The sequence below is a fragment of the Roseburia sp. 1XD42-34 genome (assembly GCF_009917385.1).
Lineage (GTDB): Bacteria > Bacillota > Bacilli > Bacillales > Amphibacillaceae > Virgibacillus.
In genome coordinates this window covers 1-13,958 of sequence record NZ_QWLJ01000012.1, presented here as the reverse complement: position 1 = coordinate 13,958, position 13,958 = coordinate 1, and the positions used below count along the sequence as shown (strand labels likewise).

The following is a 13,958-nucleotide window of genomic DNA, read 5'->3' as shown; positions in this document are numbered from 1 at the left end:
GAATGATGGAATAATTGAACAAAGGCGCAGAGCGCCCGGTTAGCAACGTAGCGACTGGAACGAATCAACTAAAGTTTTAGGAATCACGGTGAGGTAACGAACCGATGATGACTTATCGTAGGGCGATTTGTAAAGTCGCCTAGTTGCTGGGCGCTTAAGCCGGACGTGGCTATTCCATTATATCGGTATCCCAAAGCCAAATACTTTCTTATCTTTTAAAATAATCCTACTGGACCTTCGCTATAGCTGACGAATAAATTTTTGGTCTGTTGATAATGACTAAGCATCATTTGATGATTTTCCCTACCTATTCCTGATTTTTTATAGCCACCAAAGGCTGCATGAGCAGGATATTGGTGATAACAATTCGTCCATACTCGTCCAGCTTCAATATTACGCCCAAACCGATAAGCCGTATTAATATTTCTCGTCCAAACGCCAGCACCTAAACCATACAATGTATCATTTGCAATTGTTAAAGCTTCTTCTTTATCCTTAAATGTAGTTAATGAGAGAACTGGCCCAAATATCTCCTCTTGAAAAATTCGCATCTTATTATCGCCTTTAAAAATAGTTGGCTCTACATAATATCCATTGTTTAGATCAGGGTCATCTATTTTTCGTATATTACCACCAATTAAAACCTCTGCTCCTTCCTGTTTACCAATATCTAGATAAGATTGGATTTTTTCCATTTGCTCGTGTGAGGCTTGAGCACCCATCATCGTAGCTGTATCTAGTGGATGCCCTAGTTTAATTTGTTTTACCCGCTCGATAGCTCGTTCGATAAATTCATCGTATATCGTTTCATGAATTAAAGCCCGAGATGGACAAGTACAAACTTCTCCCTGATTCAATGCAAACATTACAAAACCTTCAACCGCTTTGGCTAAAAATCCATCGTCTTCATCCATCACATCAGCAAAGAAAATATTCGGAGATTTCCCACCAAGCTCTAGTGTTACCGGAATAATATTTTCAGAAGCATACTGCATAATTAATCGTCCAGTAGTCGTTTCTCCAGTAAACGCGACCTTTGAAATTCTGCTATTTGTAGCAAGAGGCTTACCTGCTTCTAAACCAAAGCCGTTAACTACATTTATAACGCCAGCAGGAATTAAGTCTTTAACTATATCTAGCCAAATATGAATGGATGCTGGTGTTTGTTCAGCTGGCTTCAAGACGACACAATTTCCTGCAGCCAATGCGGGAGCAAGCTTCCAAGTCGCCATTAGCAACGGAAAATTCCAAGGGATAATCTGCCCTACTACCCCTAGCGGTTCATGAAAATGATAAGCTACCGTATCTTTATCAATTTGACTGACTCCACCTTCTTGCGCTCGTATTACACCTGCGAAATAGCGAAAATGATCAATAGCAAGCGGTATATCTGCAGCTAAAGGCTCTCGAATAGCCTTTCCATTATCCCACGTTTCTGCTACAGCAAGCTTTTCGATATTTTCTTCCATGCGATCTGCTATTTTATTTAGCAACATAGAACGCTCCGTTACTGATGTTTGGCTCCACGTTTTTTTAGCTTCATGAGCTGCATCCAAAGCAGCTTCAACATCTTCTTTCGTGGATCTGGCAATTTGGCAAAATACTTCTCCTGTTACTGGGCTAACATTTTCAAAATACTTTCCGCTTGCAGGCGGTTGATATGTCCCACCTATGAAATTGTCATACCTATCCTTGAAATGAACAACTGCACCCTCTGTATTTGGTTTAGCATACCTCATGCAACCATCTCCTCCCTATTCGAAAGCGCTTTCAGATAGTTCGAAAACAACAATTGGATTTAGGTATAGTATAGCAAATGATTCCGAATTATTGCAAGATTATATTTTAAAGTAGCACATAGCGTGGCTTATTACAAAAAGGTTGGCTTTCCCCAAGTAGGTTATTCATAAGCTAACCATATGTGCAGGTTAAATGAAATTTCACATGTTCACGCGGTATTTAGATAACTTCCATAGTTATAAAAGATTTGGTGAGCCGATCTAAACCTTCCATATGCAAAAACCCTTGATGGGACATCAAGGGTTAGCAGCAATAAATAAGAGATACTTCTTACTGGTTCATGCTACTTAAGTTCAGGAAGAATCCTTACTTCCTTTTGCATAGTGGACTTACATAACGGACATGTTGGTTCCTCCTCAAAACTATACGATTCCCTCATCCAACCTTGGCAATCGTCACTGGTGCATGACCAAATGTTCGTTTCCACTTCTGGAACCGGTTCTTTTGGTCCACGTGAAAAAGACATATGAGCATCTCCTTTCTTATACTAACTTCTATTATACGCCTATTGTTACTAGAAAGAAAGCTACTGAAAAAACGGATCCTGTCAAGCATGTACAAGGCTACTCTCAGTTTGAAACCTTCCAACTAATCCAGACATATTTATCTGAAATTTAAGAATGTTGTGATAATCTATCCGTTCCATACTTTACGTATACAAAAAGAACCATTCTTCGTTAATCCGATTTTAAGTTTGACGGCTCTATTCTACTTGTATTATATGATAGTTAGATCATCTTTATGTACGAAATAAAGGCTGTTCAAGTAATAACAGATGTTCATAGTTAAAATAAAGTGAAAACCAAGTAAATCCTTGCTTCCATTCGATTATAAAGGGAATCTTCCATCAAATGAGGGTTTTCATTCCATCCCCCACTGATCGTTAGTACCGTAATGGTGTGTTAGTTTATTGATCTAAAGAAAGTTTAACAAAAATAGGAGATTGGTGTTTTTATTTATCTAACTTTTTTTCTGCACCCTAACATATATTTTAGAGCCTAAAAATAAAACGCCCTTTAAAGGGCGTTTTATTGTAGAATAAATGATTTTTCTGTTCCATTTTTTATAAGCATTAAAAGATAGCAATCCTATTTTTTCTCAAGAAGTACGTAAAGCCAAAGCCAATTTAATCAGTTTACAAAGCAAACCGCTGGATTGCTTTTCCTACCCCATCCTCATTATTAAAATCCGTGATATAATCTGCGGCTTTTTTCACAGCTTCTTGCGCATTCCCCATGGCAACGCCAATACCTGCCTGTTGGATCATTTTGATATCATTTAAGCTATCACCAACCGCCATTACTTCATCCATCGTTATTCCTAGTTTTTTACATACTTTTTCTAACGCACGTGCTTTATTTACCCCTTCAGGATTCACTTCCATATTCGTTGGTAATGAGTTCGTCATTTCCAAACCTTCAATATAAGAGAGCTCTTTAATCATTTTTTCTAAAATCACTGGATCATGGGACTCACATCCGAACTTCAACCAGTCTAGTTCATGAACATTATCTGGTAATTCATTACGATATACTTGTTCTGTTGTAATCATCCATGTTGTAAGCCCAAGCTCAGTTGCAATATGATACATCTGTTCAATTTTTTTAGAATCGAATAAATGTTGCTCTACAAGTTCTTTGTCTTTCGTCCAGATCTGTCCCCCATTTACCGTTACGAGGTAAGATTGTAAGCCCAACGATTCTGCATACGGATAGCATGATTTTAACCAGCGCCCCGTACTTAACACAACATGTATTCCCTTATCCATAGCGTCAGAAATTGCTTGGCGAGTTAGTGGTGTTACTTCATGATCCATTGTTAGTAACGTGCCATCCATGTCTAAAGCGATTAATTTAATACTTTTTGCTTGCTCCATGTCATTGCCTCCATTTATTCCGTTTTTCTTTTCAAAACAATACCCCGATCATATACACTTGTTGTTATATAAGGAATAATAAGTAACGCAAATAAGATAAAGAATAACAGTTCAATGTTAAACATATCTACAACAATCCCACCTAGTACTGGCCCAACCATTCTTCCAGCCGCACCAACACTATTTACTATTCCTTGATAAAAGCCTGTTCTCCCATGTGGTGCTAAATCATTTGCCAACGTAGGAACTGCAGGCCAAACAAGCATTTCTCCCACTGTTAAGATTACCATAGCTATAGCAAACATGCTAAAGGTTTCTGATAATAATGCAATCAGAAAGGAAATAAGGAAAATCGTATTTCCAACATATATCTGCGTTTTTTGGGAAGTTACCTTTTGCGTAATCCATTTTATCAAAGGCTGTCCTAAAACAATCAGAAAGCCATTAATGGCCCACAAACTACTATATAACTCTAATGGTATTTGTAAATCTTGCGTATAGGAAGCGATGGTCGATTGCCATTGACTATACGCAATCCATGTCACTAAAAATCCACCACATAAAATAAGTAACGCAACAAATGCTGTTTTATCTTTCATATTTCCATGTTGCTTTAAAACAGTCGTATGCATTTGCCTGTCTATGGAAGAATCCATAGGTTTAAATGTAAACAAAACAATAAGGAAAAAACTAAAAAATAAGACTGCATTGCTAATAAAAATATAATTAAATGAAATACTTGCCACATAGCCACCTAAAGTAGCCCCTAAAGCAACACCAAAGTTCTGGGCAACATAAATGGCATTAAACGCCCGTCTTCCCCCTTCTTTCCAAATGGAACCAGCCATAGCAAACATAACCGGCCAAGTTATGCCCGAACCAAAGCCGATGAAAACAAGGGAAATAGAATAGAAAACAATGTCTTGGTGGAATAAAACCATTACAGCTGAGGCAATAATTGCTAGACCTGTTCCATAGAGAATCGTTCTATAAGGGCTAAACTTATCAAACAATATCCCTCCTAGTAAGTTACCTGCAATGGAAGCGCCCTGGTTAAGCATTAAAATAAACCCTGCAAAAGCAAGGCTTTTTCCAAGTTCATTATGCATATATATGGTGTTTAATGGCCATAAGAAAGAAGCTCCAGTGACATTTACAGTTGTTGCTATTACTAGTAGCCAAATTTGTTTTGGCATACTTATCACCTGCTATCTATCATCGTATCTATGTTATTTTAAACCATTTCCCAAGCCGAATCAATAACGCTGCCCTACGTCTTTTGTAAAGTTTTATTCATCAATTGAGCTACAAATAAGCTTTAAGCAAAACGATAAGTGTGCACTTATTAACAGGCTTACGTAATCAGGTTTTAGATGATTTGAGCATCATCCTTAAGAACTTCTTCCTTCAAGTTTCTAACCATTCTAGCTATGTTATAAACTAGCAATAATTATTTTTACAGCATTCATTAAATCAAATTGCGACCAGCTGGGAAGTTCTTTCTTCAAAGCAAGCTCATGAGAGGCCGGGAGGTGTATAAAGCCAGCAGGAATCGATAAATTTTTCTTTTTTACAAAGTGTAAGGCATGATACATCACATTGTTGCATACATATGTCCCAGCAGTATTAGATACTTTAGCAGGCAGCTTTTCTGCATGTAACGCGGCGACGATTTCCTGTAAAGGCAGGGTAGAAAAATAACCGTCGGCACCGTCATCAACAATTACTTCTCCATTCGGTTGATAATCACTATTATCTTTCGGTCCATCATTACAATTAATTGCAATTCGTTCAAGTGTAACAGCCATTCTTCCTGCAGCTAAGCCTAATGAAATGATAGCATCGGGTTCTATTTCCTCTATATAAGTAATCAATTGCTTGCCAGCTTCCATAAAAGAAACAGGCAGTGTTCTTCCAACAACTTCATAGCCTTTAATTATTTCTCCGTCTAACTTTTCAACCATTTCTTCGGTTGGGTTTATAGGATTATCTAAAAAGGCTGAAAAACCGGTTAGTAATACTTTTTTCATGTTTTCAATATCCCTTTCTATTGTCTAAAGTAAGTGCATTAAGTAAATTTATATAAACTATCATATCACATTTTAAAAAATCAATTAAAATATCGAAAGCTTTATACCTACTGCTTAAATTAGCAACAAAATCATCACCTTCTAAAGAGAGAAGCTACAAAAACGGGTGTACCTATTTTGTTATTTATTAGATGAGTGGACAACGCTATCTTTTAATTTATAAACATTTTCCTATGCTACCCAATGATTTCTTTTTTATTATTTATGTCTTTCTCCTTTGGCATTTATCTGACATTTCACTCAAGATAAATGCGGTTAGATACCTTCATAAATCAAAAGGAATTTGGGGTCATCTATTTGTCTACTATGAGCAACCGTGAATCCAACACAAGCCTTCTTAATCTATCTTTAGACTAAATGAAACCACCTATGATAACAAATTCATATATATAAAAATTTCTATTGACAATGAAAGCGAAATCATCTTATCTTGCTGATTGATTCATCTATGCATATAATGTTAACTATGGGAAAATAAAGGGGGGATATGTATGTTTTCGTCAACGTGGAATTGGATGTGGGAGAAACATGACGAAATAAAATCTATGTTTACGTTTTTTATTAAAGCCAATGCCTCTAGATTATCGACAAGTAGGTCGATAGACCCTTCTGATAATCTAGCAGGGAAAAATCATGATTATCGAGGCAACCGCAATTATAAACCAGAACAGATTATCGGCTTAATTGCTGGACCATTACTTTTTGCCATCACTTTATTATTTTTTTCACCTGAAGGTTTGTCTCAGGAAGGTTTAGCAGTCTTAGCGAGTACCATTTGGATTGCTGTGTGGTGGATGACAGAGGCAATCCCAATACCTGCAACTTCCTTATTACCGATTATCCTATTTCCGTTAACTGGTGGACTAGATATAGGGACAACGACTTCATCTTATGGAAGCGATACCATATTTCTGTTTATGGGTGGCTTTATGATAGCGCTAGCAATGGAAAAATGGAATTTACACCGAAGAATCGCCTTATCGATTATTTCTGTGATTGGAACAAATACGAACCGAATTATTTTAGGATTTATGGTTTCTACTGGTTTTTTATCCATGTGGATTTCCAACACTGCTACAGCGATGATGATGGTTCCCATTGGATTAGCGATAATTTATCAAATTTCTGATGCATTAAAAGGGGAACCTTCTATAGACACATCAAAAGAAAACTTTGCTTTTGGAAAAGCTTTAATGCTTGGTATCGCGTATTCTGCCTCTGTTGGAGGAATTGCAACATTAATTGGAACTCCCCCTAATGCGGCCTTAGCTGGAGTAATTAATAAAATGTATGGGATAGAGCTTTCCTTTGCCAAATGGATGCTATTTGGGGTTCCAATTGCATGGGGCTTTATTTTAATCATCTGGTTTTATTTGATAAAAGTAGCCTATCCATTAAAGTTAAAGGAATTACCAGGCGGAAAAGCGGTAATTCATCGGGAAATACAGAAGCTTGGTAAGTCTTCAGCAGAAGAAAAAGTGGTTTTCACAGTCTTTGTACTTACTGCTTGTGCCTGGATCACACGCTCGTTTTTCCTTGTCCATATCAATCCAAACATCGATGATGCAATTATTGCTATGTGTGCTGCCATTATTTTATTTTTACTGCCTTCCAAAAATCATAAAGACACATTTTTACTAGATTGGAATACAGCAGTTAAACTTCCATGGGGCATTTTGTTATTATTCGGAGGCGGTTTAGCGATAGCAGCAGGATTTACACTGTCTGGTCTATCTGCGTGGATTGGAAACCAATTAACAGCATTGCAAGGCATTCATATTTTCATTGTATTGTTAGCCGTTACCGGACTAGTTATTTTCTTAACGGAAATCACTTCAAACACGGCAACAGCAAATATGATGTATCCGATTATGGCAGCTCTTGCTATAGCATTAGGAGTGCACCCGTTTGTAGTTATGATCGCTGCTGGAGTGGCATCATCCTGTGCATTTATGCTACCAGTTGCAACACCACCAAACGCCGTCGTCTTTGGTTCGGGTTACTTGCAAATACAGGATATGGCTAAATCCGGCTTTGCTTTAAATATTATTGGCATCATTCTTGTTACATTAGCAATCTATTTCTTACTCCCCATTTTCTGGGGCATCAATATTCATGAAGTGCCTAACTTTGTAAAGTAAAAGATTTTGCATGATAGAGAATAACATAAGCTAAAAATATCATCCCAAGACGGTTTGAAGTAAAATACCAGTCATTAGAATGTGAATTCAAATAACTTATTGTACTGCATTTAAAATCGTAATATGTGGGAGCTATAGTTGATAACAAGCTCCCACATATTTTTTCTATTGTTTAATGCTAAAATAAAGTATACGTTGAAATGTCAACAGCACTTCAAGCAAATAGATTACCACGCCATTTTCCCCATAATAACTTCATTGTTTGCTCCAGTTGCTGCTGGAAGATTATTCGTTCTTTGCTGATAGCATTGATACCCTAATATAGCAAAGGATATAGCCTCTTTAGCATCTGCAGGCATCCCAATCTCCTCTGTTCCGTACACGCTTACATCTGGAGACAAATAATTGGAAATAAATCGCATTAACGTTTTATTATATCTTCCTCCTCCACTAATGAATACTTCCTTTAAACTAGCAGACTTTATAAACTTATTTATTTCCATAGCAATTGTTTTTGCAGTTAGAGCTGTTATCGTAGTAATCTTATCTGTATGATTCATCTGATAACACTCTGCTTCTTGCCATAATTTTTTTGCAAAAGCTTCACCAAATAACTCTCTTCCTGTACTTTTTGGGGCTGCTAGCTGAAAGTAAGGATGGTCCAAGAGCTGTTTCAACCAATCTTCATGAACTCTCCCCTTCGCTGCTATATCGCCATTTTTGTCATAATTCTGTGTATGATTAGTAGCCCAGCTTGTAAAAGCGTCTATAATCATATTCCCTGGACCAGTATCATATGCTAAAACATTCGTTTCTGTACATCCCATTGGAAGAATGGTAACATTTGAAATTCCTCCAATATTGACAAGTACTCTCCCATGTTCTTCGTTCCGAAACAATTTATAATCCGTATAAGGAACTAGGGGGGCACCTTGTCCTCCGGCAGCCATATCCCTAGTTCTAAAATCACCAATTGTCATAATTCCTGTTTTTTCTGCAATCATTCCAATATCCCCAATCTGTAATGTTGAGGTTACTTCGTTGCCAGCAATCATCTTTGGTTCTGGTTGATGAAAAATAGTTTGGCCATGTGAACTAATTAACAATATTTGTTTGGTTGATAATCCCGCTTCTTGTATTGCTTTAATTGAGGCATCCGCAAATAGTTTTCCAAGGTACATGTTCATACTTGATATTTCCTCAATGCTTGCTGTTTTAGGATTACATATGTTGGAAATTTTATCTCTAATTGTTTGCGAGTATGAAAAACTAGTAAAATGCAACAGTTTAAAATCTAACGTATCCATTTGTTCTTTTATTTCCACAACCGCTGCATCAATTCCATCTAAGGATGTACCAGACATTAAACCAACCACAAGATTGCTTGACTGCTTTGAACCTAGCATATTCATTATCCTTTCTTTTTAAATATAACAAATACATGAGCATTTTAGATTGTTCTCCTGTTAACTATAGCACAACTACAACTTAATTGAAATTTCATTTTAAAAAATAAACGATATAAATGTATTTATATTTCATTGTGTTCAAATGCTCAATTTGTTATGTAAAAAATGAAAGCACTTAGAAGTTATTGTTTTCGACGCAAGCTTTTTGGTAGATGGAAAATGATTAACGCTAATCCAATTCCTAAACTAATATAAGGCAGAACAAGAGTTGGATCTTCATAAATAAAATATGCCCCTACACCGGTAAAAAGCCATCCCAATAATTCATAAAGCAGATGTTTGAACATCTCGTCTATTTCCCTCCTTTCACCTCTTGTTTTTTTGAAAATTCGTGGCAAAATGAACAAAGAATAAGTACGCAATTGGTAACAAACCAAGTACTATGATTAAACCGTTCCAATGAAAATACTGCCATATAGGTGCTAAAGCTGAACTTCCCAAGGAAACCCCAATATAATAAGCTACTAAATATAAACTGGAAGCACTTCCCTTGTGATGCGTTGCTGTTTCACTGACAGAAGACGCTGTAAGTGAATGGGCTGTGAAAAAACCAAGACACGCAATACAGAGCCCTACCATCATGATGATTAACGAATTGCTTAGCGTAATGAATATACCTAGCGAGAGCGTTAGAATTCCAGCTACCCGCACCTTTTTTAATCCAATAAATCCTGAAAGCCATCCAGCTAATGGCGAACCAATTACACCCAGCCCGTATGCAAAGAAGAAATACGATATAGTTTGCAATGGCAATAAAAATGGCTCTTCCTGCATGTAAAATGGAAAATATGTCCAAACTCCTGTAAACGACATTTGCAAAATAATCCCTAATCCAAATACGAGCAGAAGCATAGGATTTTTAAGATGAAATACGAACCCTTCTATATCTTTTTTAAATCGTAAATTACTGGACTGGAAGAAGTTTGAACGAGGTAACATCAAATGGACAAGTACCCATATAATGGTTCCACCAATTGCTAAACCATAAAATGCAGTCTGCCACGATACAACGTCTGCAATGACACCGGTTATTACTCTTCCAACCATGCCGCCAAGTGCGTTACTAGAAATGTATAGCGCCGTTGCAAAAGCCGCACTTTTAGGTTCAATCTCCTCATGAATATATGCAAGAGCCGCTGCTGGCAGCCCAGCAAGCACAAACCCCTGAATAAATCGAAGCCCAACCAATACAATAAAGCCGTCTGTCAAAGGCATTAGGACAAAAGGGATGATAGATCCGAATAGGGACAGTTTAATAAATTTCGTCCTGCCCATCCGATCAGATAAAAATCCTAACATAATCAGACCAGCAATTAAACCAATAATGGTAAACGACATAGACAAACTGGACACAGAAACACTAACTTCAAATTCCTCTACAAATACAGGGAGCAGTGGTTGAACAGCATACATACTAGCAAAAATAAAAAAAGAAGCTAACGCTAGACTAGCTGTGATTTTCCAGAAATAAATATCTTTTAAACTGTATGGTGTCGAGTCGCTCCGTTTTCCCTTCATTGCTTCCTTCTTCGTCCTTCTCTGTTCGTTAGTCGAATACATACTTATCTCTCCCGGCTCCAAAACCAAATATGACCACAATCACGGCTACTATCATTAACGTTACTAATGGAATATCCCACGTTTGTGTTGCGTCAAACAAGAAGCCTATGGCAAGCGGACCAAGAGCTGCGAGAATATATCCAAAAGACTGTGCCATTCCAGACAACTGAGCAGCTTGCTTTGCATCTTGAGCACGCATTCCAAGCAATGTTAGCGCTAAAGCAAACATTCCACTTAATGAAAAACCAATCAAAACGATACTAATGATCATGGTTCCCAACGTTTGCCCCCATAAAAGACCTCCATAACCACTAATGGAAAATAAACCCATTATGAGCACGACACCTTGCTGGGAACGAAATTTACCAGCAATGACAGGGACAATAAAACTTGCCGGTAAACCAATAAACTGCATGAAAGATAACAACCATCCAGCAGCTGAAGCAGTTATTCCATTTGCCTGCAGAATTTCCGGCATCCAAGAGATTGTGACGTAAAACAAAGAAGATTGAAATCCCATAAACCCTGCAACCTGCCATGCTAATGGGGAATGCCATATTTGATTTTTAGTACTATTTCCATAATACACCACATGTCGTTCTCCTTTTTTCCGCTTCATTAAGAAGAACCACACTACACCCCCCGCCAACGCAGGAACTGCCCATACCCATAAGGCAATTTGCCATCCCATGCCAAGTCCTTCAGCAATTGGGACACTTACCCCTGAAGCTAATGCTGCAAAAATCCCCATTGCTGTAGAATAAATACTCGTCATAAGTGCCACCTTAAATGGGAAGTTTTCTTTTATGATACTCGGTAATAACACATTACAAACGGCTATTCCTAACCCAACGAATAATGTTCCTGCAAAAAGAAGACCAATAATTGCAAAACTACGCAGGCTAATACCAATAAACAGAATAAGCATACCTGCCACCATCACAGCTTCATTTGAATATCGATGACTTAACCTGGCTACTAACGGAGACATGATTGCAAATGCTAATAGCGGAAGACTTGTAAGTAATCCTGCACTCCAGTTAGCTAGTTCAAGGCGATCACGTATCACACCAATAAGAGGACCCACAGATGTAATTGCTGGACGTAAGTTAAAAGCAGCGACTATGATTCCCGTTATTAATAAATATTTATACAATATAGTTTTCTTTTCGTTTGTCTGCTCCACTTTGTCGCTACTCTCCTTTGTAAAGAAATTCCTCTCTAATATAGCATAACTTGCTTATTCCTATAAGAGGCTTCTGTAAAAGGAAGGAACTTAAATTGAATTTTCAGTCAACAGAATTTATCCTACTAATTGTTAGTGCGTAGATGTAAGCTTATGGCCTCTGACTAGAACTAGGCATTTGACTTGCAATTAGACCTTTTACCTTTAATTTCACCCCCGATGTTAAAACGGAAATCCTTCTACCAGCCAGTTACATGCGTGACAATGCATTGATTAACAGATGTACCTTTGACATATCCGTCTTCAAACAAATAAACGTTTGAATTGTTAAGAAGATCGCCTTTTTATTTTTGAATTTTCTGATGTTTCTAGTTGCGCTTGATTGCTATTGGATAAGTCATTTAAATAGTTAAATATAAATGATAGTTGTTTTTTTCTATAAGGGAACTCCAATTGGCTCATGGTTGTACATTTTAAAAGTAAATACTTGTTCGATTTTATCCATTCCGTTTGCAAATCCAATTTTTCAACATCTCCTTTGCTATTTTGCCTTATATTTATGATTGATTAGGTCTAAGTACCTGTTAAACAAACGTTACCAAGACTATAAACCTACCTAGCAAATGAAGTCAAGTTCGCATTAAAACAGTTGTATGTCGAATTAAAAGTTAGTATTTCAGAAAATTGCTGAAACAACTACATTGTTGTCTAATGGTGACAATGTAGCATACTTTCTTTGAGAATATATTGTATAAAAAAGACGAAAGTTTTTCACTTTCGATAACCGATTCACACTCTACCTTGTGTGTTTACACAACGATGAGCATATGTAGGAAAGGCGAAAACATTTGTCATTCATCTAAAAGCAAATTGTCAACAGGTAAAGCAATGAACAAGACAGATGAAATCGATGACTTTGATCATGCTGCCTACATTCGTTTTGACCGCTTACCTATGTCGATTTTCAAAGAAGAACAATAGCACTGCAACTATTTCGCGCGGGAAAGATATCACTATCTCAAAATACAACTTGCTAATTAAATCAGTTGGCTTATTGGGCTCGCTTAGCTTTTATGGTATACTATTGGCACAATGATACATATACTAAAAAGACCACAGAGAAAGCTGTGGTCGAAGGATAAGCGGTCCTTAAACGAGGATCGGCTGTACAGAAATAGGCCTCTGCGTTTAGTTACTGGATTACAGGAGGTCTATTTTTTATTAATCATTCGCACGATCAGTGTCAACAGCGTCACCAGAAAGGTGCCAAACGCAAAAATCACAACAAAAACTTCATAAACATTCACCTGGCTCCCCCCTTTCTTTTAGGGCTAGCCGGCCGATCCTACAAGAACATTATCTATACCTAGTATGCCATACATATAGAAATAAATACCCAAAAACAGAACGTTTGTTCCGATAGCTCCACATGTATGCTACAAGCAATCATGTGCTTGTATACTTCATTGTATGCTCTCCATCTCTTTGGATGTAATGCATTTAAAAGGTATTGTTATTAAATAGTCGTATTAATGAGCAAAATAAAGGTATAATAACAGCGGTTGTTAGACGTACATATAAGGAAGTTTGTAAGGCATATATGATATGCTTAATGCCTTCAGGCAAGACTTATCAAACAAAGTATATTTGAAAGATCGAATATTGTCTATAGGTATAAGAAAAACTTGGCTTACCGCTAAATCTTTATGGCGGAAGCTATAGTTTTTCTTATACTATAAACCATAGAAATCTTATATTCGAGAGTGTAAAAAGTTTTGTGTAAATGGATATACTTTCCAATAAGGAGATGATCATTTATGCAAGACTTTTTTCATG

Annotated in this window: 11 protein-coding genes; 1 reads left to right on the top strand and 10 read right to left on the bottom strand. The window is 37.1% G+C overall.

Features of this window, described 5'->3' with window-relative positions; genetic code table 11:
* Window positions 1–215: 215 nt before the first annotated feature.
* From exaC to D1839_RS08770, 5 genes are all read right to left on the bottom strand, one after another.
* Window positions 216–1,739, bottom strand: coding sequence for an acetaldehyde dehydrogenase ExaC (gene exaC / locus D1839_RS08790; RefSeq protein WP_120379535.1), 1,524 nt, complete (start codon window positions 1,737–1,739; stop codon window positions 216–218).
* A 344-nt stretch (window positions 1,740–2,083) separates the two neighbouring features.
* Window positions 2,084–2,266, bottom strand: a complete 183-nt coding sequence (locus tag D1839_RS08785) for a cold-shock protein (protein WP_050352295.1) — start codon at window positions 2,264–2,266, stop codon at window positions 2,084–2,086.
* 669 nt (window positions 2,267–2,935) lie between these two features.
* Complete coding sequence (locus D1839_RS08780) at window positions 2,936–3,676, bottom strand: Cof-type HAD-IIB family hydrolase (RefSeq protein WP_050352294.1); 741 nt, start codon at window positions 3,674–3,676, stop codon at window positions 2,936–2,938.
* Window positions 3,677–3,690: 14 nt separating this feature from the next.
* The gene (locus tag D1839_RS08775) at window positions 3,691–4,872 is read right to left on the bottom strand and encodes an MDR family MFS transporter (RefSeq protein WP_120379534.1); all 1,182 of its coding nucleotides are present in this window, start codon (window positions 4,870–4,872) and stop codon (window positions 3,691–3,693) included.
* Window positions 4,873–5,109: 237 nt separating this feature from the next.
* Entirely contained in the window at window positions 5,110–5,706 is a 597-nt protein-coding gene (locus tag D1839_RS08770) for a pyroglutamyl-peptidase I (protein WP_120379533.1), read from the bottom strand.
* Between the two features lie 551 nt (window positions 5,707–6,257).
* On the opposite strand from D1839_RS08770, the gene D1839_RS08765 reads away from it, so the two are divergent.
* Window positions 6,258–7,907, top strand: coding sequence for an SLC13 family permease (locus tag D1839_RS08765; RefSeq protein ID WP_120379532.1), 1,650 nt, complete (start codon window positions 6,258–6,260; stop codon window positions 7,905–7,907).
* 227 nt (window positions 7,908–8,134) lie between these two features.
* On the opposite strand, the gene D1839_RS08760 is transcribed toward D1839_RS08765, so the two are convergent.
* From D1839_RS08760 to D1839_RS21320, 5 genes are all read right to left on the bottom strand, one after another.
* Window positions 8,135–9,313 carry an anhydro-N-acetylmuramic acid kinase gene (locus D1839_RS08760; protein ID WP_120379531.1) on the bottom strand — a complete coding sequence of 393 codons (1,179 nt, stop codon included), beginning with the start codon at window positions 9,311–9,313 and terminating at the stop codon, window positions 8,135–8,137.
* A gap of 185 nt (window positions 9,314–9,498) precedes the next feature.
* Window positions 9,499–9,663, bottom strand: coding sequence for a hypothetical protein (locus D1839_RS08755; RefSeq protein ID WP_158589627.1), 165 nt, complete (start codon window positions 9,661–9,663; stop codon window positions 9,499–9,501).
* Between the two features lie 19 nt (window positions 9,664–9,682).
* Window positions 9,683–10,936 carry an MFS transporter gene (locus tag D1839_RS08750; RefSeq protein ID WP_199690041.1) on the bottom strand — a complete coding sequence of 418 codons (1,254 nt, stop codon included), beginning with the start codon at window positions 10,934–10,936 and terminating at the stop codon, window positions 9,683–9,685.
* On the bottom strand, window positions 10,923–12,122 hold the full coding sequence (locus D1839_RS08745) for a CynX/NimT family MFS transporter (protein WP_120379530.1): 1,200 nt from the start codon (window positions 12,120–12,122) through the stop codon (window positions 10,923–10,925). Before D1839_RS08745 ends, D1839_RS08750 begins: the two co-directional genes overlap by 14 nt.
* A gap of 1,211 nt (window positions 12,123–13,333) precedes the next feature.
* Entirely contained in the window at window positions 13,334–13,429 is a 96-nt protein-coding gene (locus D1839_RS21320; RefSeq protein WP_120379529.1) for a putative holin-like toxin, read from the bottom strand.
* Window positions 13,430–13,958: the final 529 nt, after the last annotated feature.